At 67.4% G+C, this 22,221-nt stretch carries 23 protein-coding genes and 3 tRNA genes; 11 read left to right on the forward strand and 15 right to left on the reverse strand.

Going from position 1 to position 22,221, the window contains the following annotated elements; all coding sequences use genetic code 11:
• Window positions 1–65: 65 nt before the first annotated feature.
• Window positions 66–605: a hypothetical protein gene (locus tag Hhyl6_RS06595; RefSeq protein WP_483738419.1), complete on the reverse strand. Its 540-nt coding sequence runs from the start codon at window positions 603–605 to the stop codon at window positions 66–68.
• A 149-nt stretch (window positions 606–754) separates the two neighbouring features.
• Here Hhyl6_RS06595 and Hhyl6_RS06600 point away from each other — a divergent pair, with 149 nt between their 5' ends.
• Both Hhyl6_RS06600 and Hhyl6_RS06605 read left to right on the forward strand, forming a co-directional pair.
• Window positions 755–1,624, forward strand: a complete 870-nt coding sequence (locus Hhyl6_RS06600) for a DUF5995 family protein (RefSeq protein ID WP_483738420.1) — start codon at window positions 755–757, stop codon at window positions 1,622–1,624.
• Between the two features lie 90 nt (window positions 1,625–1,714).
• On the forward strand, window positions 1,715–2,668 hold the full coding sequence (locus Hhyl6_RS06605; protein ID WP_483738421.1) for a succinylglutamate desuccinylase/aspartoacylase family protein: 954 nt from the start codon (window positions 1,715–1,717) through the stop codon (window positions 2,666–2,668).
• 15 nt (window positions 2,669–2,683) lie between these two features.
• Here the strand turns inward: Hhyl6_RS06605 and Hhyl6_RS06610 are convergent, their stop codons facing one another.
• Complete coding sequence (locus tag Hhyl6_RS06610) at window positions 2,684–3,487, reverse strand: HpcH/HpaI aldolase family protein (protein WP_483738422.1); 804 nt, start codon at window positions 3,485–3,487, stop codon at window positions 2,684–2,686.
• Between the two features lie 161 nt (window positions 3,488–3,648).
• Between Hhyl6_RS06610 and Hhyl6_RS06615 the strand changes: the two genes are divergently transcribed.
• Window positions 3,649–3,963, forward strand: a complete 315-nt coding sequence (locus Hhyl6_RS06615; RefSeq protein ID WP_483738423.1) for a hypothetical protein — start codon at window positions 3,649–3,651, stop codon at window positions 3,961–3,963.
• A 171-nt stretch (window positions 3,964–4,134) separates the two neighbouring features.
• Here the strand turns inward: Hhyl6_RS06615 and Hhyl6_RS06620 are convergent, their stop codons facing one another.
• The 3 genes from Hhyl6_RS06620 to Hhyl6_RS06630 all read right to left on the reverse strand — a co-directional run bounded on the left by Hhyl6_RS06620 (window position 4,135) and on the right by Hhyl6_RS06630 (window position 5,990).
• Window positions 4,135–5,019: a formate/nitrite transporter family protein gene (locus tag Hhyl6_RS06620; RefSeq protein WP_483738424.1), complete on the reverse strand. Its 885-nt coding sequence runs from the start codon at window positions 5,017–5,019 to the stop codon at window positions 4,135–4,137.
• 206 nt (window positions 5,020–5,225) lie between these two features.
• A tRNA-Phe gene (locus Hhyl6_RS06625) sits at window positions 5,226–5,299 on the reverse strand.
• A gap of 617 nt (window positions 5,300–5,916) precedes the next feature.
• Window positions 5,917–5,990: transfer RNA gene (locus Hhyl6_RS06630), tRNA-Val, on the reverse strand.
• Between the two features lie 85 nt (window positions 5,991–6,075).
• On the opposite strand from Hhyl6_RS06630, the gene Hhyl6_RS06635 reads away from it, so the two are divergent.
• Genes Hhyl6_RS06635 through Hhyl6_RS06645 form a run of 3 tightly spaced genes read left to right on the forward strand, consistent with a single transcriptional unit; the run spans window position 6,076 to window position 9,576 of the window.
• On the forward strand, window positions 6,076–6,666 hold the full coding sequence (locus Hhyl6_RS06635) for a DUF192 domain-containing protein (protein WP_483738425.1): 591 nt from the start codon (window positions 6,076–6,078) through the stop codon (window positions 6,664–6,666).
• A 40-nt stretch (window positions 6,667–6,706) separates the two neighbouring features.
• Complete coding sequence (locus Hhyl6_RS06640) at window positions 6,707–8,623, forward strand: ABC transporter ATP-binding protein (RefSeq protein ID WP_483738426.1); 1,917 nt, start codon at window positions 6,707–6,709, stop codon at window positions 8,621–8,623.
• Window positions 8,624–8,667: 44 nt separating this feature from the next.
• Window positions 8,668–9,576, forward strand: a complete 909-nt coding sequence (locus Hhyl6_RS06645; protein ID WP_483738427.1) for an NAD(P)H-binding protein — start codon at window positions 8,668–8,670, stop codon at window positions 9,574–9,576.
• Here the strand turns inward: Hhyl6_RS06645 and Hhyl6_RS06650 are convergent.
• Window positions 9,573–10,226: a potassium channel family protein gene (locus Hhyl6_RS06650; RefSeq protein ID WP_483738428.1), complete on the reverse strand. Its 654-nt coding sequence runs from the start codon at window positions 10,224–10,226 to the stop codon at window positions 9,573–9,575. The genes Hhyl6_RS06645 and Hhyl6_RS06650 overlap by 4 nt on opposite strands.
• Window positions 10,226–11,674, reverse strand: coding sequence for an APC family permease (locus Hhyl6_RS06655; protein ID WP_483738429.1), 1,449 nt, complete (start codon window positions 11,672–11,674; stop codon window positions 10,226–10,228). Before Hhyl6_RS06655 ends, Hhyl6_RS06650 begins: the two co-directional genes overlap by 1 nt.
• 157 nt (window positions 11,675–11,831) lie before the next feature.
• Here Hhyl6_RS06655 and Hhyl6_RS06660 point away from each other — a divergent pair, with 157 nt between their 5' ends.
• Window positions 11,832–12,275, forward strand: a complete 444-nt coding sequence (locus Hhyl6_RS06660; protein WP_483738430.1) for a hypothetical protein — start codon at window positions 11,832–11,834, stop codon at window positions 12,273–12,275.
• A gap of 81 nt (window positions 12,276–12,356) precedes the next feature.
• Window positions 12,357–13,229: a hypothetical protein gene (locus tag Hhyl6_RS06665; protein ID WP_483738431.1), complete on the forward strand. Its 873-nt coding sequence runs from the start codon at window positions 12,357–12,359 to the stop codon at window positions 13,227–13,229.
• A gap of 31 nt (window positions 13,230–13,260) precedes the next feature.
• Here the strand turns inward: Hhyl6_RS06665 and Hhyl6_RS06670 are convergent, their stop codons facing one another.
• The 3 genes from Hhyl6_RS06670 to coxB are packed head-to-tail and all read right to left on the reverse strand — an operon-like array spanning window position 13,261 to window position 16,862.
• On the reverse strand, window positions 13,261–13,527 hold the full coding sequence (locus tag Hhyl6_RS06670) for a cytochrome C oxidase subunit IV family protein (RefSeq protein WP_483738432.1): 267 nt from the start codon (window positions 13,525–13,527) through the stop codon (window positions 13,261–13,263).
• 9 nt (window positions 13,528–13,536) lie between these two features.
• Complete coding sequence (locus tag Hhyl6_RS06675; RefSeq protein WP_483738433.1) at window positions 13,537–16,095, reverse strand: cbb3-type cytochrome c oxidase subunit I; 2,559 nt, start codon at window positions 16,093–16,095, stop codon at window positions 13,537–13,539.
• Window positions 16,092–16,862: a cytochrome c oxidase subunit II gene (coxB, locus tag Hhyl6_RS06680; protein ID WP_483738434.1), complete on the reverse strand. Its 771-nt coding sequence runs from the start codon at window positions 16,860–16,862 to the stop codon at window positions 16,092–16,094. Before coxB ends, Hhyl6_RS06675 begins: the two co-directional genes overlap by 4 nt.
• Window positions 16,863–16,982: 120 nt before the next feature.
• Here coxB and Hhyl6_RS06685 point away from each other — a divergent pair, with 120 nt between their 5' ends.
• The gene (locus tag Hhyl6_RS06685) at window positions 16,983–17,504 is read left to right on the forward strand and encodes a DUF6789 family protein (protein ID WP_483738435.1); all 522 of its coding nucleotides are present in this window, start codon (window positions 16,983–16,985) and stop codon (window positions 17,502–17,504) included.
• A 194-nt stretch (window positions 17,505–17,698) separates the two neighbouring features.
• Here Hhyl6_RS06685 and Hhyl6_RS06690 read toward each other — a convergent pair whose 3' ends face one another.
• From Hhyl6_RS06690 to Hhyl6_RS06700, 3 genes are all read right to left on the reverse strand, one after another.
• A complete protein-coding gene (locus Hhyl6_RS06690) occupies window positions 17,699–18,148 on the reverse strand; it encodes a DUF5790 family protein (RefSeq protein WP_483738436.1) in 450 nt (149 codons plus the stop codon).
• Between the two features lie 104 nt (window positions 18,149–18,252).
• Window positions 18,253–19,356, reverse strand: coding sequence for a DUF7544 domain-containing protein (locus tag Hhyl6_RS06695; RefSeq protein WP_483738437.1), 1,104 nt, complete (start codon window positions 19,354–19,356; stop codon window positions 18,253–18,255).
• A 71-nt stretch (window positions 19,357–19,427) separates the two neighbouring features.
• A complete protein-coding gene (locus Hhyl6_RS06700; RefSeq protein WP_483738438.1) occupies window positions 19,428–19,775 on the reverse strand; it encodes a dihydroneopterin aldolase family protein in 348 nt (115 codons plus the stop codon).
• A 76-nt stretch (window positions 19,776–19,851) separates the two neighbouring features.
• On the opposite strand from Hhyl6_RS06700, the gene azf reads away from it, so the two are divergent.
• Window positions 19,852–20,625 carry an NAD-dependent glucose-6-phosphate dehydrogenase Azf gene (azf, locus tag Hhyl6_RS06705; protein WP_483738439.1) on the forward strand — a complete coding sequence of 258 codons (774 nt, stop codon included), beginning with the start codon at window positions 19,852–19,854 and terminating at the stop codon, window positions 20,623–20,625.
• A 31-nt stretch (window positions 20,626–20,656) separates the two neighbouring features.
• On the opposite strand, the gene Hhyl6_RS06710 is transcribed toward azf, so the two are convergent.
• Window positions 20,657–21,268 (reverse strand): DUF309 domain-containing protein, encoded by a 612-nt coding sequence (locus tag Hhyl6_RS06710; protein ID WP_483738440.1) that lies wholly within the window; start codon window positions 21,266–21,268, stop codon window positions 20,657–20,659.
• A gap of 215 nt (window positions 21,269–21,483) precedes the next feature.
• Window positions 21,484–21,556 (reverse strand) — tRNA-Arg (locus Hhyl6_RS06715).
• A 134-nt stretch (window positions 21,557–21,690) separates the two neighbouring features.
• Here Hhyl6_RS06715 and Hhyl6_RS06720 point away from each other — a divergent pair.
• Complete coding sequence (locus tag Hhyl6_RS06720; protein ID WP_483738441.1) at window positions 21,691–22,173, forward strand: hypothetical protein; 483 nt, start codon at window positions 21,691–21,693, stop codon at window positions 22,171–22,173.
• Window positions 22,174–22,221 lie beyond the last annotated feature (48 nt).

Consider the following 22,221-nt stretch of genomic DNA (forward strand, 5'->3'; position numbering starts at 1 on the left):
CAGAGGTTAACCGAACCTCCCGGGAGCGACGCCGAGCGTCAGCGTCGGCGGTCTGCCGAGACGAGTCAGGTCACGTCCCGGCGTTCGCTGAACGTCGCCGACCCGCCGTTCCAGTGGACCACCGTCTCGATGGTCACCTGCCCGTCGTTCTGCTTTATCTTCGCGCCGCCAACCAACCCGACGTCGATGCGCTTGGTCCGGGTGCGCGTCTCGTCGGAGGCGAGCGCCCCCAGCGACTCCTCGCCCTGCCAGACGGAGTCGTTCCCCGAGTAGATGGTCGTCGTGACCGTGACGTTCTCCCGCGCGTTCCCGCCGTTGTTCGTGATGGAGACGGTCACGTCACGACAGGTCTCCCCGCACTGTTCGATGTTCCGGATGTCGATAGTGAACGGGCGCACGTGGTCCTCAGGCGGCGCCTCGCCACCGCCGTCGGAGGCGGACGGCGTCGCCTGTGCCGGCGCGTCGCCACCGCCGGCGAACGGACCGACGCCGAGGGCGACCATCCCACCGACGGCGAGGACGAGGACACCGACCACCACGCCGACCGCGACGACCGTCACACTCGCTCGCTGTGACTTCTCTACGCCCGACTGCGAATCTCTCATGGCCCGTCGTACCTCCCGGCAAGGGTTGCTTATTTGCCGGCTAATCGACACCGGATTCTTCGGCCGACCGGTTCGTGCCCGTTCGCTGATGCTACCGAGTGGACGCCCACCGCGGAAACGGTTATTCCGTCCCGTGACCAGAGAGTCGTATGGCACCGACCACGCCGGCCGGGGGCCGGCGCACCAGACAGGCCCGGTCCGCGGCCCGCGCCGTCCGCGAGCGACGGCCCGGTCCCGCCGACCGCGAGGGCGACCCGGCCCTCCTGGCGCTGGTCGAGACGCCGTACGCGGACGTCGAAGACGCCCACCGACGCCTGCGGGCGTTACAGACCGCCTTCGAGTCGCGGGCCGACCGCCGGGCCGTCTTTCTCACCATCTACGCCCGGATGACGGCAACCGTCGCCGGGCGCGTCGGGCGGGGCGAGTTCGCCGACCCCGACTGGGTGGGGGCGTACCTCGTGGCGTTCGCGAACCGCTACCGGCAAGCAGTGTTCGACTACGAGCGCGGCGCTCTCTCCGCCCTGCCGACCCCGTGGCGTCTGGCGTTCGACGCCGCCGACCGCGGCGAGTCGCTGGTCGTACAGGACGCCGCCCTCGGCGTGAACGCTCACATCAACTACGACCTCGCTCTGGCGCTCGACGACGTCGGCGTCGGGTCCGGCGCGGTCCGGGCGAGGAGGCGCACCGACCACGACGCCGTCATCGAGGTCATCGCCGGCCTCGTGGACGGGGCACAGCACTCGCTGGCCGACCGCGACGCCGACGGCCTCGCGGCCCTCGACGAGTCGCTGGGTCGGGTCGACGAGTGGCTCACCGTCTTCACTATCGACGAGTGCCGGGACAGCGCGTGGCGGACCGCCGTGGCGATGACCTCCCGGTTCCGCACCCGTCGGCGCCTCGCCCAATGGCTCAACGACGTGACCGCCACCGGGGCCGCACATCTCATCCTGAGTTCGCAGGCGAACGGCACCGTCCACGAGACGCTAGTCGACCTCGAACGGTCCCCCGGCGACGAGTGAGCGACGCGCTCGCCACGTACAGAGCGACCACGACCCGCTTAGCCGGCCGATAGGAATGGGTACGGAACCGCTGTGTTCGGACGACTCCGCATGCTCGGTCCCTCGAAACCCGCCTACGCGGCCCTCGCCGTCATCGGCGTAGTCCTCGTGGCCGTCGCTCTCGGCCTGCTACCGTTCGGCACGTCGCTCGCCAGCGGCCTCGCTCCCATGCCGTTCGACGACCCGGGGGCGCAGTCGACCGCGGAGACGCCGACGGCTGGGGCCGAGTCCGTCCACTCGCCGACGCCGACGACCACCCGAACTGACACGCCAACACCTACTCGCACGGTGACCACCCCGACACCCGGTGATGGTCCGCGCCGCTACCAGTACACGCTCCGAGAGGGCGCGAACGCGACGACCGTCCACGTCTACGACTCCGGACGGCCGGGACCGACCGTCGTCGTCGTCGGCGGCCAGCACGGGAACGAACTGGCGGGCGCGGAGGCCGCGAGGGACGTGGCGACGTGGGAAGTCGAACGCGGCACCCTCGTCGTCGTCCCCGAGGCGAACCCCCGCGCGCTCCGTAACCGGACCCGCAAGGTCGACGGCCGCGACCTGAACGCGCAGTTCCCCGTCGGCGACCGGCCGACGAGCAGACAGGCCCGCGTCGTCTGGAGCGTCCTCCGCCGGCACGAGGCCGACGTGGTCCTCGACCTGCACAGTTCCGACGGCATCTACGGCGTCGACGGCGGCGTCGGACAGGCGGTGTTCCCCACCGTGACCGGCGACGCCGTCCCGCACTCCGAGACGGCCATCGCCCGAGTGAACGACGAGTACGGTCTCGAAGGGAACCGGTCGTTCCGCCGGGGCAACGCCATGGGGCGCTCCGGGAAGAGCCTCACCCGGAAGGTCGCCGGCGACCTGAACGAGACGGCCTACATCGTCGAGACGACGAAACAGAACACGACTCGTCGCACCCGGGTCAGGTGGACGAAGTCCCTGACCTGGGAGCTGTTGCGACTCCACGGCGTCGCCTCCAGCGAGCGGCCACGCCCCGAGTGAGCGACGCGTCGACCGTCAGTCCGAACCAGGTCGCTCGCCCTCGAAGGCGTCGAGCCACCCCTCGACGGTCTGCTGGAGCGCCCCGGTCGTGGACCCGAGGTTCAGCATCTGGTAGCCGTCGGCCGCCTTCTCGTTGACGTCGTCCATCCCGAACCCGAGACCGCCGACGGGGACGCCCGCATCGACGGCCGCCGCGCGGACCGTCTCGACGGCGTCCTGCACGTCTGGGTGGTCGAGTTCGCCCGGGTGCCCGAGCGACACCGAGAGGTCGAGCGGTCCGACGAAGACGAACCCGAGTTCGGGGACGGCGAGAATCTCGTCGAGGTTCTCGACGGCGGCGGCCGTCTCGACTGTCGTCCCGACCAGCGTCTCGCTGTCCTCGGTGGCGACGTACTCCTCGGCGAGGCCCCAGCGACGGGCGCGCGGCGCTCCCAACCCCCGCCTTCCCGGGCCGCCGTCGTACCGGAATCGGGCCGAGCGCACCGCTTCGCGGACCTCTGTGGCCGTCTCGACGCGGGGGAGGAAGACGGTTCTGACCCCGAGGTCCAGCGCCTTGCGGACCAGCGTCGGGTCCGTGTTGGGGAGACGGACGAGGAGTTCGATACCCGCCCGCTCGGCCGCCCGGAGGAGGTGTTCGACGGCGTCCGCGTCCCACGGGTCCGGCCCGCCGTGTTCGAAGTCGAGCCAGACGAAGTCCAGCCCCAGACCGCCGCAGAACTCCACGACCGTCGGGCTGTAGGTGTTGTCGAGGATACCCAGCGCGACGCCACCCGCCGCGAGCGTGTCGGCCAGTCGGTTCGTCGGTTGTGACGCTGCCATAGAACGTATTGTCGCCAATGTAACAAGAACGTACCGTCGGAGCCGACTCTGGGGCTCGCCGGGACGCGACGAAGGGTCGTCGCCCGCTACGAGCGCGACGCGTGCGTTTATCGGGCCGCTAATAAGGTGTCGGCGACGCGAAAACCGGCCGGGGAAACGCAATGCCTCAGAACCGAAACGGGCCGAACGACGGCGGTCGTCGAACCACAGAACAGGGTCAGTCAGACGACGCGGACCCGCAGGGAGATGACTCCGTTGACGCAGCCACGCGGTGGTTCGCCACCACGGCTGTCAGGGCCGGTTTGACGGTCATCGGCGTCGTGTTGCTACTGTTCGCGCTCGGGCAGGCCGTCGGCCTCCCGCTCCTCGGGATGGTGACCGACGCCCTCACGTCCCAGACCGGACAGTGGCTCGTGGTCGCGTTCTTCGCTGTCCTCCTCATCGGTGCGGCGCAGAAGGGCATTCCCTCGAACTGAGGTCTCCCCGACTCTCGTCCCATTTTTCGCGCTGTGCGTGGCCGCTGTAGCCACCTGAATCCGTGACTCTGCCGGCCTCCGGTCACACAGACGCGAGTCATACCTAGCTGGCGTCCCTATCGGCGCCCACAGGCGTCTCGTGGGAGGCAGGCACCGCTGGGTGGCCACTCCTCAGCCGCCAGCCGACCCGGACGGTTCCTCGTGGTCGGAGCCCGCTTCCGTATCGGTGTCCGACAGGTCGTACTCCGAGCGGTCGGTCAACGCGACGTGCCCGTAGTTGAGCAACCCGACGAACACCGACCCGCCGACGATGTTGCCGACGGTCGTCCACGCGAGGAAGCGGAGGAAGCCCACCACCGTCACACCTTGGCCGAGGAGCGCCGCCGTCAGTACCTCCGTCGTCCCGAGCAGCGCGTGGTGGAACGGTGCGAACCCGATGCCGCCCGTGACGAACACGACGATGAAGAAGCGACTGACGGTGTCCTCCGTGGCGGCGACCAGCCACGTGACCAGCCCCATCAACCAGCCCGCGACGACGCCGCTGAACACGATGGTTGGCCCCGAAAAGGGGAGCAGATTCTCCGCGAGTGCCCCGTAGGCCGACGGTTCCACGATTTGCAGCGACGGGCCCAGGGTCGCGATGAGCAGCGCGAACCCGCCACAGCCCAGCAGGTTCGCGACGTAGACCGTCGTCCAGAGCTGTCCCATCTCCCCCAGCGACGCCCGCCCGTCCAGCACTGGCAGTATCGCCATCGTGGTGTGGGCGGTGAACAGTTCCGTCTGCCCGAGGATGACGAACAGGAACCCGATGGTCGACGCGCCGGCGAGCGCGACCTGCTGGACCAGTGCCGACTCGAACCCGCCGGAGAAGGACAGGACCATCCCGATGAACAGTGCGCCGAAGCTCACGTTCAGGCCAGCGGCCAGTCCCGAGACGAACACCGCCGACTGTGGACGGTCGATTTCTCGGAGCGCGTCGACCATCTCTCGCTCCAAGATGTCGTGATACGAGAGAAAGCCGGTGGCGTCGTCGCGCCGTGACGAGGACGTCGACATCACCGCGTCGTTTGCCAGCCAGCCTGTTCAATCCCGCGTCCTCACGTCGCCCGTACTCTCGTGGGTGCTCCGGTCCCGAGTGCCAGTGAACCGCCAGACTACGACGACGGGCGAGTGGGAGGATGGCGAACTGTCAGGGCGGATTTCGGTAGCTGAACGCCTGACTGCGACGCTGTCCGGCAAACGAGAACCGCGTAGAATCGGGATGCCGCCTCCCGGATTTGAACCGGGGACAGCTCGATCTTCAGTCGAGTGCTCTCCCAGTCTGAGCTAAGGCGGCGTGCACTCTGTCCGATGAGGAGGGTAGAAAAAAGGATTTCGATACCCCGCCGCCATCGGCCGAATCGCGAGGCGCGTCATCACACCACGCTACGGGAGGAACAGGTCGGCGCTGTCGTACTCAGCGCCGCAGTCGTCACAGGTGTACTCCGTCCCGTTGTCCGTCGAGACGCGCCCGCTACACTTCGGACACGTCGAGCCGTCTATCATGACCTGCGGTAACACAGGTCGTAATAAATGGCTTTCGGCAGGTGTCGCTCGGGCGACAGGCTGTGACGGCGACGTGAGACGCCGACGGCCGCATCGTACACGCGATGCTCGCCGACGAGCGCGGCGAGAAGCGTGGTGGGTCCGGGCGGACGCGAACCAGAGAAAGACCCGCGTCGCTCGTCTTGCAGGGCGCGAATCCGCTATCCCACACAGACGCCGCTGGCACCTCACTACGTTCGTCGCAGTCGCCGCCTGAAGAGACGGTCACCGCTCACGGTTCGTTCGCGGCAGAACGTATGGGTCCGGGCGGATTCGAACCACGCCGAGACGTGCTCGCTTCGCTGTGCGCGTCTCGTCTACTTCGAATCCACATAGTTCATCCGCTCCTCACCTCCGTTCGTCGCAGGATGGGTCCGGGCGGATTCGAACCACCGGCCTCGGCCTTGTAAAGGCCACGTCATAACCAACTAGACCACGGACCCGCACCCCCAAATTTTCCACCGGCAGGAATAACGCTTTCTCTCTCGGTCGGAACCCTTACCCCCGACCTGTGCGTCAGTATCGGGTATGCAACGCCGCCCGCTGGCCGCCGTCCTCGGCGTCGTCGGCCTTCTGGTCGTCGGCGTCCTCGTGCTCCAGAGCGGCGCGTGGGTCGGCGTCCTCGGCGTCGGTGAGTACGAGACGGGGACGGTGACGGTCCGGGACGGCACGAACGCGACGGCCACCGAGACGGCGACAGCCAGCGGGACGGCCACCCGGTCGGCGAACGCCACCACCGTCGCCGTCCGCGACGACGCCGCACGGTTGGCGACGGTCGAAGTCCGCATCGCCGATACTAGACCGAAGCGCTACCTCGGACTCAGCAATACCACCTCGCTCGACTCGGACGAGGGGATGCTGTTCGTCCACGATGAGGAAGGCGAGTACGCCTACGTGATGCGAGACATGGACTTCCCACTGGACATCATCTTTATCGACGCCAACGGCACCATCACCACCGTCCACCACGCCTCGCTCCCGCCCGAAGGGACCAGCGAATCGGACCTGAAGCGCTACGAGGGACGCGGAAAGTACGTCCTCGAAGTGAACCGCGGGTGGGCCAACCGGACCGGCGTCGGCGTCGGCGACCGGGTGGAACTGCCCGCTGGCGTCGCGTAGCCCGACGCTCTTTTGCGTTTCGACCCCTTGAACTCGGTCTATGGACATCGACGCGGCGTCCGACGAGGACGTCTTCGAGGACGCCCGCGACCGCGTCGAGCGGCCGATGTGGCGGCTGTTCACCGAGTACGGGCGCGGGCAACGCGGGGCCTTCCTCGTCGGTCTCGTCAGTTCGGTCTTCGCGCGGATGTTGGACCTCCTCCCGCCGCTCTTGCTGGCGCTGGCCATCGACGCGGTCATCGAGGGCGACTCTGCGTACAGTCTGTTGTTCGTCCCGCAGGCGTGGATTCCCGACGGGACGACCGGCCAACTGTGGGTGACGGCGGGGCTCATCGCCGCCTCCTTCGCCGGCGGCGCCGTCTTCCACTGGAGTCGAAACTGGGGGTGGAACAAGTTCGCGCAGTACGTCCAGCACGCCGTTCGCATCGACACCTACGAGACGATGCAACGGCTGAACATGGACTTCTTCGCCGACAAGCAGACCGGCGAGATGATGTCGGTGCTCTCCAACGACGTGAACCGGCTGGAGAAGTTCCTCAACGACGGCCTGAACTCCACCTCGCGGCTGGTCATCATGGTGGTCGGCATCGCCACCTACCTGTTCTACATGAACTGGCAACTGGCGCTGGTCGCGCTGTTGCCCGTCCCGATAATCGCCGTCTTCACGAAGCGGTTCATCGAGACCATCCAGCCCAAGTACGCCGACGTGCGCTCGTCGGTCGGGCGACTCAACTCGCGGCTGGAGAACAACCTGAGCGGCATCCAGATAATCAAGACGGCCAACACCGAACCGTACGAGGCCGACCGCGTCGAGGACAGTTCACAGGAGTACCTCGACGCCAACTGGGACGCCATCGAGACGCGCATCACCTTCTTCCCGGGCCTGCGACTCGTCTCGGGACTGGGGTTCGTCGTCACGTTCGTCGTCGGCGGTCTGATGGTCATCGGACAGGCCCCGGGACCGCTGTCGCTGGCGCTCTCGCCCGGCGAGTTCGTCGCCTTTATCATCTACACCCAGCGGTTCGTCTGGCCGATGGCCCAGTTCGGGCAGATAATCAACATGTACCAGCGGGCCTACGCCTCCGCAGAACGGGTCTTCGGGCTGATGGAGACGCCCGGCCGACTGGCCGAAGCCGACGACGCGCCGCCGCTGACCGTCACCGAGGGCGCCGTCAAGTACGACGACGTGACCTTCGGCTACGACGGCGACCCCGTCGTCGAAGATATCGACTTCGACGTCGAGGGCGGCGACACCGTCGCGCTCGTCGGCCCGACCGGTGCGGGCAAGTCGACCGTGCTAAAACTCCTCCTCCGGATGTACGACGTCGACGAGGGGGCGGTCCGCATCGACGGACAGGACCTCCGAGACGTACAGATTCCCTCCGTCCGGCAGGCCATCGGCTACGTCAGTCAGGAGACGTTCCTCTTCTACGGCACCGTCAGGGAGAACATCGCCTACGGCACCTTCGACGCCACCGACGAGGAGATTCGCGCCGCCGCGGAGGCCGCCGAGGCCCACAAGTTCGTCGAGAACCTCCCCGACGGCTACGACACGATGGTCGGCGAGCGCGGGGTAAAACTCTCGGGCGGCCAGCGCCAGCGCATCGCCATCGCCCGCGCGATGCTGAAAGACCCGGAGATTCTCGTTCTGGACGAGGCCACCAGCGACGTCGACACGGAGACGGAGATGCTCATCCAGCGCTCGCTGGACGAGTTGACGGCCGACCGGACCACCTTCGCCATCGCCCACCGCCTCTCGACGGTGAAGGACGCAGACACCATCCTCGTCCTCGAAGACGGGCGCATCGTCGAGCGCGGGACCCACGCGGAACTGCTCTCCGAGGAGGGCCTGTACGCCAACCTCTGGGCGGTGCAGGCCGGCGAGATAGACGAACTGCCCGAGGAGTTCGTCGAGCGAGCGATACAGCGGCGGGCGCGGACCGACGCCGACGACTGAGAACGCGGGGTCGGCATTAAGCCACTGGAGCGACATCTAGCGGTATGCGCGTCCTCGTCACCGGAGCCACCGGCTTCGTCGGCAGCCACCTCGTGCCCGCACTGCTGTCACGGGGCCACGAGGTGGTCGCCATGACCCGCGACGCCGACAGCTACGACGCGCCGGCCGGCGTCGAGGTCCTGGAGGGCGACGTGCTCGACCCGGACCTGACCCTGCCGTCCGTCGACGCGGCCTACTACCTCGTCCACTCGATGCAGGCCGGCGAGGACTTCGAGGAACGGGACCGACGGGCCGCCCGGAACTTCCGCGACGCCGTCGACGCGGCCGGCATCGAACGCATCGTCTACCTCGGCGGCCTCGGCAACGAGGACGAGGACCTCTCGGAACACCTCCGGTCCAGACGGGAGGTCGAACACGTCCTCGGGGACGGCGAGGCGCGACTGACGGCGCTCCGGGCGGCTATCGTCATCGGCGAGGGGTCCGCGAGCTTCCAGATAATCCGCCAGTTGGCCGCTCGCCTCCCGGTGATGGTGACCCCGTCGTGGGTCCGCACGGAGTGTCAGCCGATATACATCGACGACGTGGTGGCGTACCTCGTCGGCGTACTGGAGACGCCCGAGACGGCCGGCCAGACCTACGAAATCGGCGGGCCGGACGTGCTCACCTATCAGGAGATACTGACGACCACGGCGCGACTCATGCTGGGACGGCCACCGGTCATCGTCCCGATGCCGGTGCTCTCCCCGGGGCTGTCGGCCCGATGGCTCGGCCTCGTGACGGACGTACCGGTCAGCGTCGCCAAACCGCTGGTCGACGGCCTGCGCAACCGCGTGGTGGTCACCGACCACAGCATCGAGTCGCTGCTAGACGTGGACCTGACGCCCTTCGAGGAGAGCGTCCGCCGGGCGCTGGGCGAGTCGGTGACCGCCGAGGGACGCCCCGTCGAGGCCTAGCCCCGCATCAGGTTCATCACTTCGTCGGCCACCTCGGGTTCGACGGCGACGACGTAACGCTGGCCCGGCGTCAGCGTCGTGTCCGACCGGGCGACGTTGTCCCCGTCCTCGTCGGAGACCACCAGCCCCCCCTCGGGGAACCTGACCTGCGAGAGCGTCTTGCCCGCCGCCGGCGCGCCCTCGGCGACGCGAATCTGCAGGATGTCGAGGCGCCCGGTCGTGTCGGCGAGACTCTGGACGTCGCTCCCGAGAATCTCGTTGGCCGCGACGCGTGCACCCGCCCGTTCCGGGAACAGGACCGCGTCCACGAATCGGGTGTACGACTCCTTGGCGGTGCTGTCGACCCGGGCGACCGTTCGCGCGCCCGTCGACAGTTCGCGGGCCTCCATGCACACGGCGAGGTTGAGGCCGCTCTCACCGGTGAGGCCGGCGACCACGTCCGCCCCGTCGACGTCGGCCTGTTCGAGGACGTCCGGGTTCGAGGCGTCGCCCTCGATGACCGTGGCGACGTAGGCGTCCGCGATGGTCTCACAGCGGTCCGGGTCCCGTTCGACGATGCGGACGTCGTGACCCCTGTCGTCGAGAATCTCCGCTGTCTGGAAGCCGACGCGTCCGCCGCCAGCGACGATGATGTCGAGTTTACCGTTCATTAGTCGTCCTCCGCGGGCACTGTGGACTCCTCGACACCGGTCCCGCTGTCGGTGTCCGGTCCCACGCGGTCGAGTACCAGATAGAAGACGGCGCCGAGCAGAATCCACGCGACGCTGAGTCCGAGCGCCAGCGGGTCCGTCCGGACGAGGTACTCGACGAGAACGCCCGTCAGCACGAGGTTGAGCACGATGCCGACGACGGGCGGAGCAGGGTAGAACGGCATCTCGTAGGGCCGGGTCATGTTCGGGCGCTCCCGCCGCAACTTGATGACCGACCCGTTGACGACGACGAACGAGAGGAGGAAGAACAGACTGGACATGTTGCCGGCGCTCTGGGTCGGCAGGCCGACGGAGGCCAGCATCACGACGGCACTGGCGAGGATGGCGACGAACGGCGTCCCGTAGCGGTGGTGAATCTGGCCGAACCGCGGCAGGAGTTGCCCCTCCCGGCCCATCGAGAACGCCACGCGCGAGGAGGCGATGACGACGGCGTTCAGCGCCGTCAGCGTCGAGAAGACGGCCCCGAAGACGATTATTGCGCCGCCGTTCTGGATGACGGGGATGCCCGTCGGCATGAACTCGGTCGCGGCGGCGGCGATGCCGGCCTCGCCGGCCTCCGCGAGGCCCTGCGCCCCCAGCGTCCCGACGGCGACGGTCACCACCGATAGATACACCACGACGGTCGCCGCCAGCGAGACGAAGATGGCCTTCGGGATGTTCTCGCGGGGGTTCTTCACTTCCTCAGTGACGGTGGTGATGAGGTCGTACCCCTCGAAGGCGATGAACGTCAGTCCCATCGCCGGCAGGACCGCCGCAGCGCCGGCCGCCTCGGGGAAGAGCGGTTGGAACTGGGCCGTCTCGAACATCGGCGAGGTCAGCCCGAAGCCGACGAACACGAGCAATATCGTGACCTTGGTCGCGGTGAATATCGTCTCGACGCTCCCGCTGGCGGCCGTCGAGACGGCGTTCAGCGCCACGAGTCCGAGGACGGCGACGAACGCCAGCGCGAACGACGCCGGGAGCGCCACGTCCACGACCGGCAGTAGAAGCGCGCCCACCTCGTCGGGCGGGGCGACGACGCCGTAGACGTGCAGGAGTTCGAGGAAGTTGGGGGCGAAGCCCAGCGCGTACAGCGCCCCGGCAATCATGTACGCGAACCACAGCATCCACCCCATCAGGAACGAGGGGAGGTCCGCGAACACCTCGCGGACGAACGCGTACCCGCCGCCGCTCTTGGGGATGGAGGCGGCCAGTTCGGCGTACGAGAGGCCGGTGAAGGCCGTGACGACGCCGTTGAGTCCGAAGACGACGATGGCCGCCGGGCCGGCTATTTCGGCCGCCAACCCGGTCAGCACGAAGATACCGGCACCTATCATCGCCCCCATGCCTATCATCGTCGCGTCGAGCAACCCGAGGTTCGCCTCGGGTGCGCGGTCAGCCCGACTCATCGGTGGTGTGCGTGCCCCCGCTGTCGTCGAGTTCGAACCCCATGTGTGCGAACGGACGGACGCCTGCCACTTCTAACTGGGTGCCTATCGCCCACGGACCGCCCGAGGGCACGACCGGCACAAACAGTTATCAATGAGTGTCATGTACTGACATACCATGACGACCGCGTTTCTCGTGAGCACGGCGGTCATGGGGCTGTTCGTGGTCGCGGTACTCGGGTGGGTCGCACTGAATCGCGGCTGGTACCAGTACTCGCCGAGCGTCGACAGCGTGGCGTGGGCGCCTGCCGGCGAGGGCGCGACGCAGTGGGAGGCAATGGCCGACGACCCGCGGGTACTCACGGTGGCGTTCACGCTGCTCGTCGTCGGGTTCGTCGGCGGCGTCGCGCTCTTCGTCTCGGGCACCGGCGAGATGCAGGCGGCGGCGGGACTGGCAGTCGCCGCCGCCGGGGCACTCGTCCTCGTCGGCTACCTCCTGCTGGGCGTGTACCTCTCGGCGACTCGGCGCGGTCACCCGCGGTCGCTGGCCGTCGCGGAGTCCGCGACGGTGGCCGGCGTTCTCTTTCTGGTCGCCGTGACCGCGCAACTGCTGATGGGGTGAAGCCGCGCTAGCCGAGACGCCGCTGTCCCGACCCTAGACACCCCCAAAACGTTCAAATAGCCGTTGGCCGCACGAGTGGGCATGTCGCTGGTCACGGTGTCCGGCTGGCTCGCCGCCGTGCTGGAGGAGACGGCCCTCGGCGGCAGTGCCCTCTTGCTGGTCTGTGGCGGCCTCGCCTGCTACGTCGGTTGGAGCCGGCGTCGGACGGCCGCACTCGTCGAGACGGCCGAGGCCGTCGCCCCGGGAGACGCGGAACCGAACACTCTCGTCCGGGTACGCGGGACGGTCACGACGACGGGCGAGGGGACGCTCGCCTCGCCAGTCGCCGACGAAGACTGCGTGCTGGCCGGCTACGAAATCGACGAGCAGTACGATACGCCGACCGACACCACGTGGGAGCAGGCCGCGTGGGGCGTGACGAGCGTCCCGTTCGCCGTCGAAGCCGACGGCGGCCGCCTGCTGGTCGACGTCGAGGACCGCGTGGTCGGCAACGCGACGAACGACGTGTTCACCCCCGAGAGCGTGCTGGTGTCGGCGGGCGTCTCGATGTCCGAGGTCAGGTGTCGGTTCTCCCGCTTCGACACCCACCTCGAAACCGACTACGGAGAGGACCCGCCGCCGCGACTCGCACGGTTCCTTGACGCGACCGACGGCCTCTCCATCGACCCGATGGCGTCGACGCCGACCGTCGAGGAGAGCCGACGCCGCTACGAGGAGGGGTGGCTCCGACCGGGCGACGAGGTGAGCGTCCTCGGGCGGGTCGCCCGGCGGGCCGACACGGGCACCGTCGCCGGCCACCCCGACGAGATGGTCGTCACCGGCGACGACGAGACACCGCTCCACCTCTCGGCGGAGCCACTCGACGAGGGGGGTGGGGGTACCGGTGCCATCCTGACGGGCCTCGCTCTCGGGGCCGTCGGTCTCGCCCTGCTGGCGGCGGTGCTCGTCTGGTGACGCGGACGACCGGAGAGACGGACGCCCCCGGTCAGACGATGGAGTACGCGGCGGCGGCGGTCAGCGCGAGTGCGGCGACGGTGCCGCCCAACACGAGGTACGTCACCGATCGTGGCTCCCAGCGCAGGTGCTGGTAGTAGGCGGCGACGCCGACCGCTTTGATTATCGACAGCACCATGATGGCCCCGAAGGCGGCCCAGTAGGCGCTGTCGACGAGGCCGACGAACTCGACGACGGCCTGTGCGGTTGCGAAGGCGAACAACACGACGTATATGACGGTGTATCCTTTCCAGTCCATGATTTCACCTCAGAGGATGTAGAACAGCGGGAACAGGAACAGCCAGACGATGTCCACGAAGTGCCAGTAGATGCCGAAGTACTCGATGGCCCTGTCGTCGCCCTGATACGCCCCGTTCCACGCCCGGAACGTCATGTACGCACAGATGACGAGGCCGATGGTGACGTGTGCGCCGTGCAGGCCGGTGGTGAGGTAGAACGTCGACGAGGCGATGTTCGTCGAGAGGTTCCACCCGTTGGGGAACATCTCCGTGCTGATGTGGAACAGGTGGTCCCACTCCAGCCCCTTGTTTATCAGGAACCCGACGCCGAGCGCGAACGTGCCGGCCAGCGCCGCCGTCGTCCCCTTCTTGCTCTCGCGCTCGGCGGCGACCATCGCCAACACGACGAGGAAACTCGACGTGAGCAGGAGGTAGGTGTTGACCAGCCCCGGCATCGTGACGTGTTCGGCCGGGATGAGGTCGTGGTGCCACTCGGTCCAGCCGTAGGCGACCCGGACGAAGGCGTACGACCCGATGAACGCGCCGAAGAGGACGATGTCGCTGGCGAGGAACGTCCACATCCCGAGTTTCATCTTCTCCACCTGCGCGAAGGGCCACCGCTCTGCGATGGGCATCTCCGGCGCGTGGAACGGTTCGCGGGTCATCCCGAACAGCGACCCGAAGGTGACGAGGCCGCCGACGGCCGCCATCGAGACGTAGACGACGCTCCCCGTGCGCACGCCCGAGAGACCGAGGAACGCGACGAACCCGCCCAGACTGACGAGGAACGGCCAGAAACTGGCGTGGCTCGCGTGTTCCTCGCCGGCCGTCTCGTGGGCGGGCGTCGCCGGCGTCGCGGTGGCCGCCGTCGTCACCGAGGCGGTGCCGCCGTCGGTGGCGGTCCCACCGTCGGCGGCCACGCCGCTGCCGGCAGATTTGCTGGTTCGCCGGGCCACCTCCTCGTCGTCCATGAACGAGAGCGACCCGTCGGCGTACGTCGGGACACCGGGGAAGTTCTCCAGCGGCGGGGGCGAGGAGACGGCCCACTCCGCCGTCGTCGCGTAGGCCCACGGGTTGTCGCCCGCGTCCTCGCCGCGCCACAGCGAGACGAACAGGTTGTAGAACATGATGAGGAAACTCGCACCGAGGATGAACCCGCCGACGGTGGCCATCGAGTGCCAAATCTGGAGGTCCTGTGAGTACTCGAACACTCGGCGGGGCGTCTCCCAGGCGACGAACATCGGGAAGTACAGCAGGTTGAACCCGACGAAGTACACCGCGAAGTGTATCTTCCCGAGCGTCTCGTCGTACATCTTCCCGGTTATCTTCGGGTACCAGTAGTAGAGGCCGCCGAACAGGGCCGTCGCCCCGGAGACCATCACGTAGTGGAAGTGCGCGACCACCCAGTAGGTACCGCGGAACTGGTAGTCCAGTACGATGGCCCCGAGGAAGACGCCGGTGATGCCGCCGACGATGAACAGGATGAGCGCCCCCAGCGAGAAGAGGAACGGCGTCGTGAACCGGACCCGTCCCTTCGCCATCGTGTAGATGAGCGAGAAGACCATCAGGTCGAACGGCAGGGAGATGCCGATAGTCGTCGCCATGAAGACGGTCTTGATGGGGAGGTTGATGCCCGTGAGGAACATGTGGTGCATCCAGACGACGAAGCTCTGGATGGCCACCAGCACCATCGCGATGATGAACCACTTGCGGCCGACCAGCCGTCGACCGGTGAACGTCTGGAAGCACTCGGCCATCACGCCCAGCGCCGGGAAGAAGACGATGTACACCTCCGGATGGCCGAAGAACCAGAACAGGTGCGCCCACAGCAGCGACGCACCCGGATTGTCGGCGTCGGTGGCCAGCGTCGACCCGTCGTTGGCGAACTGGAAGTACGTCGTCCCGAGGATGTGGTCGGAGGCCAGAATCATCAGCGCGGCCAGCAGCGCCGCGAACGCGAACAGCATCATCCAGACGGTGAGGTTTATCGAGAGCGAGAAGACGGGGATGTCCCGCATCCGGAGACCCTCGGCGCGCATCCGGTACATCGTCGTCAGGAAGTTCACCGACCCCAGCGTGACGGCGGCGGTGAACATGATGAGCGCGAGGACGACGGAGGTAGCACCGAGACCCTCGCCGGGGATGTACGCCGGGGTGTTGAGCGGCGCGTACATCGTCCACCCGCCCGCGAAGGTGGACCCCTGGAAGAAGGAGACGCCCATCAGGATGCCCGAGAAGAGGTACAGCCAGTACGACAGCGCGTTCAAGCGGGGGAACGCGAGGTCGTCGGCCCCGATTTGTAGGGGGACCACGTAGTTGGCGAACCCGAACGCGAACGGCGAGATGAACCAGAACACCATCAGCAGGCCGTGGGTCGAGACGGCCTGATTGTACCCTAGGGACCCCAGCAAATCCGCGCCGGGCGTGACGAGTTCGAGGCGGAAGAGGAGCGCGAGCATACCGCCGAAGACGAGGAAGAACAGCGCCGTGATGAGGTAGAGGACGCCGATGTCCTTGTGGTTGGTCGTGAGGAACCACCTGCTGACCGAGGATTTGGGCGGCAAGCCGTGTTCGTGGCTCTCGCTCATGCCAGGACACCTCCGAGGCTCGCAGGACCGGCGACCTGGGCCGACGAGTTCGACGACCCGTTCGCGGTGCCGTTAGTCCCCGCGTACCACGACTGGTACTCGTCCTGTGGCATCACTTCGACGGGGGCGACCATCACGGAGTGACCGCTCCCGCAGAGTTCGTAGCACTTGGCCTGATACGTCCCCGTCTCGCTCGCGGTGAACCACGCGTCGGTGGTCTGGCCCGGGATGGCGTCGGTCTTGACCCGTAACTCGGGGATGCCGAAGTTGTGGAACACGTCCCGCGAGGTCACCTCTAATCTGACCACCCGGTTGCGCGGAACCCGGAGCGTCGACGACTCGTGGCCGTTGGGGTAGACGAAGGCCCACCCGAAGCGGAACCCCTCGACCTGAACGGTGATGTCCTCCTCGCCCTCTATCGTGGGGCCGTCCTCGACGTAGGCGAGCGAACTGTACGTCCACGCGATGAGCGAGACGACGATGATGGCGCTGATGCCGAAGGAGTAGAACACCTTCCGCCCGCCAGACCCCCCGGTGGGCATCTCCCCCATCGTCGGTCGTTCGACCTTGCCTGCGTAGGGGTCCTCGCCGGCCGTCTCGCGGTACTTGATGGCGTGGTACAGCGTGTACGTCACCACGAGGACGCCGACGGCCGTCCCCAAGAGCAGGAACACCTCGAAGATGCTGTTGAATACGTCCGCCGGTGCCCTGACGTCCCCGCCGTGAAGCGGCACGCCGGCCACGACGTGTGGTACCAAGTGTCCCATCGTTCCCTCATGATTTTTTGTACCATCTATTAGGTATTGTGGACAGTTATCTTACATATAGGGCCGTTTACCCGAACGTGTGCGCGAACTTTTTTATCCATTGGTATGGTAAAACACGACATGGCAGATACGTCACCGGGGGTCGAAGACCCGATGAACGGCGAGTCCGTGGCCGACAGCGAGGAGTTCGACAACCTGCGGGGCATCCTCGCCGACGGCGTCGTCGGGGCGGCCGGCGGATTGGTCGGGACGGCGATGATGAGCGTCGTCCTCCTCATCGCCCAGTCGCTCGGCGCGTTCAGTTTCTCGGATTTCGCTATCCTGACCGAACTCGTGGGCCTCACGGGGTACGTCCCGGAGGTGCTGTTCGGCTACTTCATCTTCCTCGGCGGCGGGATGTTCCCCTGGCCCCTCCTGTTCGCGTCGCTGAAGGAGTACCTCCCGGGACAGTCCGACCCCGTCTCGGGCGCTTTCTTCGGTGCCGCGATGTGGACCGGGTTCGTCCTCGCGTTCTACACCGACCAGACCGGCCTCACGCTCGCGCTGTACGCCGCGTTGACGCTGGTCGCACACGTCGTCTACGGCATCGGTCTCGGCGCGGTGTTCAACTACTTCGCCACCCGCCCGGACTCCATCGTCTGAGCCCAGTGGGGGGTTCCGGGCTTCCACCCGCCCGACCCGCGGCACCGTCGTCGGTTCGGTAGCGGTGGAAGAAGACGTGTGAACGGACTCGGTGGAACCCGCGCGATGCCCCCGTCGAACCCGGCGAGTGTCGCCGGAGGACGCGAGCGAGACGCTGCTCGGACTACGCGACCCGCCGTGTGGGAACCGCGACTTCAGGCCTCGGCTTCCTCTGCGTCGGCGTCTGCGTCGGCGTCGGCCCCCTCGTCGTCGCTCTCCTCGAACTCCTCGAGCGTGCTTCGGAGTTGCGGGATGGTCGCGGTGAGGTCGCCGACCTGTTCGCGAGCGTCCTCGACGTCGGCGACGAGTTCCTCGACCGTCTCGATGTCCTCGGCGAGGTCGTCGGCGTCCTCGAAGGCGTCGGCGCGTTCGCCCATGGTGTACCATTTCTTTGCGTCGCGCAGGTGGTCCTCGGCGTCGCCGACGTCGAGTGCGGTCTTGAGGGCGTTGAGCACGCCCAACGTGTTGTCGGCCTCGACGTCCCAGACGGAATCGGCGTCGGGCAGGGCCTCGCGGGCCTCGGCGAGCGACGCCTCGACGTCCGAGCGCATCTCGTTCGCGGCCTCGCCGAACAGTTCGTCGTCGTCCAGACTCGTCTGACTCATGGCTAGCAGTTGACGTGGTGTGGGGTTAAAAGCCCGCCTGAAAGTGAAAGTGAAACCGAGGGACGTGAGCGGGCGGTCGCTGGCGAAACCGAAAACGTTCCCACTCAGGTTCGAACGTCCTCGCGGACCGCGGGGATGGGGTCCATCGACTCGTCGATGTCGCCCAGCACCAGCATCGCGTAGTACCGCAAGAACGCCTGCAAGGGCGCTTTAATCAGGTTCGCGACGACCAGCATCGCCAGCGCGAACAGGGCGAGGACGAGGCCGGCCAACACCCCGGCGACGGCCCCCTGTCCGAGCGCGAACCAGATGGCGGCGGCGGCGATGCCGAACGGAATCAGCACGACGACGAACGCGATACCGCCCAGCACGGTGCCGACGATGCCGACGCCGATGCCGAGGACGACGGAGAACGCGAGGTAGGCGAGGTACTGCTTCGGGTGGTCGCCGATGGACGCGAGGAGGCGTCGCCACCCCTCGAGGACGCCGTGGTCGCCCTGCAACATCAGCGGGACGACGAAGACGTTCGTGAACCCGCTGATGGTCCCGACGACGACGGCGGCCACCGCGAACCCGGCGACGAGCACCGTAGACGACGCCGCCACGGCCTCCGGCCCGAGGTTCGCCATCTCGCCGCCGAGGACGAACAGGAAGAACACGAGGAAGACGGCACCGGCGAGCACCGTCGTCACGAGGCTGAAGACGAAGCGAAACGCCAGCAGACGGACGCCGTTGCCCACGTTTTCGCCGAGGTAGCGCCGGACGTGGACTTCCCGTTCGACGAGCGACTGGACGAAGACGAACTCCATGAAGTTGCTCAGCAGGCCGACGACGAGGACGACGACGAGGAGCGCGAGGAGCGCCACGACGAATACCACCCCGAGACTCGCGAGCAGCGCCTCCGCGCCGCCGGGCGGGAGTTCCGGTCCCGGCTGGCCGACCTGCGCCGTCGCGCCCCGGGTGAACGACGGGAGGACGTCCAGCGTCCCCGTGAGTGCGAACTCGCCACCCGGACCGGTGGGCGTCGGCCCCTGGTCGAAGTTGCTGAAACTGTTCAGTCCCCGGACGAAGTTCAGGCCGCCGCCGCCACCCCCGATGAAGAGGACGACGAACGCCAGTCGGAGCCACGTCCGCAGGTCGAACGGCAGGACGAACGACTTCGTGGCGTCGATGGCGTCGTCGATGTCGTCGATTGCGTGGAGGGTCATCACCAGACCTGCACGACCAGCGGGGGTAAAATTTTCGGAGGAGACGGCGAGTTACAAACCGAACGGCGAGGTCACTCGCCGACCGAATCGACCCGCATCAGCGGGTAGCCGTCCTCCATCGCCATGCTCGTCTCGACGACGTGTCCCTCGTAGTCGACGGTCATGGACACGTCGAGAAAGCGCCCCGTCAGTTCCGTGTAGTCGGCACCCGCCGCCTCGATGGCCTCGCGAAGTGCGTCCTCGCGGACGGCGACGGTGACGGACTCGCAGTGGGGCTGGTTCTCGATGGCCTCCTCCATCGCCGTCGCCAGCGAGTCGGCGCTGTCGGGGCTCACGGGCGTCCCGGCGAACTGGTGGTACAGCGAACCGAACTTGATGCCGGCCTCGAAGCAGGCGACCTGTGGGTCTGTCGGGTCCATGCCCGCCTCTTGGCCTAGCCGGCACATAACGGAACCGCAAGCTACCTATTGTGCGCTGTCTATCCCTCGTATACGAATGGACGACCCGGTTCTACTCACAGGCGCGGGCGGCGCGGTCGGGGAAGCCATCCTCGAAGGCATCGGGGACGCCTACGAGTGGCGGCTCATGTTCCACAGTCCGCCGGCCGAGGAGCCAGCCCACGAGTACCTCGTCGGCGACGTCATCGACGACGAGGACGTCGCGGCCGCCGTCGACGGCGTCGGCGCCGTCATCCACCTCGCCGGCGACCCACGCCCCGAAGCCCCGTGGGACTCGGTGCTGGAGAACAACATCGACGGCACCCAGAAGATGTACGAGGCCGCCGTCGAGGCGGGCGTCGAGAAGTTCGTCTACGCCTCCTCGAACCACGCCGTCGGCGCGTTCGAGACCGACCGCCGCACCCCCGAGATGTACCGCGCACACGACGAGTTCCTGCTCGACGGAACGGAGTTCCCCCGCCCCGGCAACCTCTACGGCGTCTCGAAGGCCACCGGCGAAGTGCTCGGGCGCTACTACCACGACGAGTACGGCATCAAGGTCTGTAACATCCGCATCGGTAACCTCACTCGCGGTCACCCGCCCATCGACTACGAGCGCGGACAGGCGATGTGGCTCTCCTACCCCGACTGCGCCCACATCCACGAGTGCGCGCTGGAGGCCGACTACGACTTCGAAATCGTCTACGGCATCTCCGACAACGACCGGAAGTACTACTCCATCGAGCGCGCCAAAGAGGTGCTGGGCTACGACCCACAGGACAACTCCGCGCACTTCGACGGCGAAGACCGGGTCGTCGAACCGGACGCCTGAGCGTCGACACACCAGATTCTGCTTCGTCAGGTCAGTCGAACAGTCCCCGCACGTCCTCGTCCTTCTGCCGTTCGCGCTCGACGTGGTCGCGCAGGTGGTGGTACACCACCGGTCGGTTCTCGCCGTCTCTGACGAACGAAAAGAGGAGGCCGACGAACCGCCCCTCGCCCCGCTGTTCGAGTTCGTCGCGGGCGTACGCGACGGCGTCGGCGACGACGGCCTCGTCGTAGCCGTCGGCCTCTGCCAGCACCTCGGCGGCCACCGCCGTCGCGTCGAAGTCCAGCGATTCGTAGTCCAGCGCCTCGCCGTGGTGGCAAAGCGCCGGCGGTGCGTCCCAGTCGACGGCCGCGGGGTCGTCGGCCACCCGAGCGAGGAACGGACGCACGTCGTCGAGGGTCACGCCGCGGTACTCCGCCGGCAGGCCGGCGAGGTACTCGCCGGCGCTCTCTGCGAGACCCTGTGCCCCCGACCAGTTCTCGGTACGGCCGTGGTAGACGACGGCGGTGAACTGGATGAGGCCGTGGAGGAACCGTTCGTCGGGCCCGTCCTCCAGTTCGAGCCAGCGGTCCTCCCACGCGTCGTGGGCGGCGTGATACCGGCCGGCGTTGTAGACGGCGATGCCGGCCCGGAGGTGAGCGTCCATGCGCGGCGGTAGGTCGTGGGTGGGCAAAAGCACCGGGACGCTGTCGCTCGCCGGTCGTGAACGGAATGAACGTCCGGGCGGAGATTTGAACTCGCCGAGAAATGCTGGCTTCGCTGCGCGTTCCTCGTCTGCTCAAATCTCCTCTGTCCGTCGTCTGTCTTCGCGGTGACGAGCACACGCTACGCGGTGCTCGCCGGTTTGCTTCGAGAGAATGACGTCCGGACGGAGATTTGAACTCCGGTCCCTGGCTCCGCAAGCCAAGAGGATAGTCCACTACCCTATCCGGACTCATATTGACGGAGGGGGGTCGGTATGAAAAGGGTGACGGTTCGCCCACCGCCACGCGACGGGAGGACACACCACGGTCAAAGCCGAGTTTGAACCACCACAAGGGCCTTTCTTTACGGAGTGGTTGGTAGGGTATGCACCGCAGAGCCCTCCTCCGGCGTCTCGGCGCAGTCGGCGCGGCCGCCCTCGCCGGGTGTACGTCTAGCGCCGACCCCGGAGACGGCGGGGACACCGAGACAGATACGGACACTCCGGACCGAGACCCGAGCGTGACCAGCACCGACTTCGCCGTCGTCGACCGCGTGTCGGGCACGCAGACGAGCGACGCCACCGTCACCTTCGCCGAGGGAGCCGTCAACGTCGAAGGGACCATCTGGGGCGCGAACGGCTGTAAGACCGCCGAACTGGCGGACGCGAGCTACGACGCCGCGACCGACGAACTGACCGTGGCCGTCGCGACGACCGACCGCGAGGACAGCGCCGACATGTGTACGCAGGCCATCGTCGAGATTCGCTACGAGGCGACGGTCGAGTTCGAAGGCGGACTCCCCGGCCGAGCGGTCGTCACCCACGACCACGGCGACGGACCGGAGCAGGTGACCGCCGCCGAGCGGTGAGCGGGACGCGGCACCGAGCGGAGATTTAAATCGGATGCCGGACAGAGC

Source organism: Haloarcula sp. H-hyl6 (genome assembly GCF_056934455.1).

Coding starts and splice junctions, on each gene's coding strand:
- coxB (WP_483738434.1), bottom strand. CDS start 16,862: ATGGGACACTTGGTACCACACGTCGTGGCCGGCGTGCCGCTTCACGGC.
- Hhyl6_RS06595 (WP_483738419.1), bottom strand. CDS start 605: ATGAGAGATTCGCAGTCGGGCGTAGAGAAGTCACAGCGAGCGAGTGTG.
- Hhyl6_RS06645 (WP_483738427.1), top strand. CDS start 8,668: ATGCGCGTCCTCGTCACCGGAGCCACCGGCTTCGTCGGCAGCCACCTC.
- Hhyl6_RS06690 (WP_483738436.1), bottom strand. CDS start 18,148: ATGAGTCAGACGAGTCTGGACGACGACGAACTGTTCGGCGAGGCCGCG.
- Hhyl6_RS06710 (WP_483738440.1), bottom strand. CDS start 21,268: ATGGACGCTCACCTCCGGGCCGGCATCGCCGTCTACAACGCCGGCCGG.
- Hhyl6_RS06605 (WP_483738421.1), top strand. CDS start 1,715: ATGCTCGGTCCCTCGAAACCCGCCTACGCGGCCCTCGCCGTCATCGGC.
- Hhyl6_RS06620 (WP_483738424.1), bottom strand. CDS start 5,019: ATGTCGACGTCCTCGTCACGGCGCGACGACGCCACCGGCTTTCTCTCG.
- Hhyl6_RS06720 (WP_483738441.1), top strand. CDS start 21,691: ATGCACCGCAGAGCCCTCCTCCGGCGTCTCGGCGCAGTCGGCGCGGCC.
- Hhyl6_RS06615 (WP_483738423.1), top strand. CDS start 3,649: ATGCCTCAGAACCGAAACGGGCCGAACGACGGCGGTCGTCGAACCACA.
- Hhyl6_RS06695 (WP_483738437.1), bottom strand. CDS start 19,356: ATGACCCTCCACGCAATCGACGACATCGACGACGCCATCGACGCCACG.
- Hhyl6_RS06650 (WP_483738428.1), bottom strand. CDS start 10,226: ATGAACGGTAAACTCGACATCATCGTCGCTGGCGGCGGACGCGTCGGC.
- Hhyl6_RS06665 (WP_483738431.1), top strand. CDS start 12,357: ATGTCGCTGGTCACGGTGTCCGGCTGGCTCGCCGCCGTGCTGGAGGAG.
- Hhyl6_RS06655 (WP_483738429.1), bottom strand. CDS start 11,674: ATGAGTCGGGCTGACCGCGCACCCGAGGCGAACCTCGGGTTGCTCGAC.
- Hhyl6_RS06685 (WP_483738435.1), top strand. CDS start 16,983: ATGGCAGATACGTCACCGGGGGTCGAAGACCCGATGAACGGCGAGTCC.
- Hhyl6_RS06660 (WP_483738430.1), top strand. CDS start 11,832: ATGACGACCGCGTTTCTCGTGAGCACGGCGGTCATGGGGCTGTTCGTG.
- Hhyl6_RS06670 (WP_483738432.1), bottom strand. CDS start 13,527: ATGGACTGGAAAGGATACACCGTCATATACGTCGTGTTGTTCGCCTTC.
- Hhyl6_RS06640 (WP_483738426.1), top strand. CDS start 6,707: ATGGACATCGACGCGGCGTCCGACGAGGACGTCTTCGAGGACGCCCGC.
- Hhyl6_RS06700 (WP_483738438.1), bottom strand. CDS start 19,775: ATGGACCCGACAGACCCACAGGTCGCCTGCTTCGAGGCCGGCATCAAG.
- Hhyl6_RS06635 (WP_483738425.1), top strand. CDS start 6,076: ATGCAACGCCGCCCGCTGGCCGCCGTCCTCGGCGTCGTCGGCCTTCTG.
- Hhyl6_RS06675 (WP_483738433.1), bottom strand. CDS start 16,095: ATGAGCGAGAGCCACGAACACGGCTTGCCGCCCAAATCCTCGGTCAGC.
- azf (WP_483738439.1), top strand. CDS start 19,852: ATGGACGACCCGGTTCTACTCACAGGCGCGGGCGGCGCGGTCGGGGAA.
- Hhyl6_RS06610 (WP_483738422.1), bottom strand. CDS start 3,487: ATGGCAGCGTCACAACCGACGAACCGACTGGCCGACACGCTCGCGGCG.
- Hhyl6_RS06600 (WP_483738420.1), top strand. CDS start 755: ATGGCACCGACCACGCCGGCCGGGGGCCGGCGCACCAGACAGGCCCGG.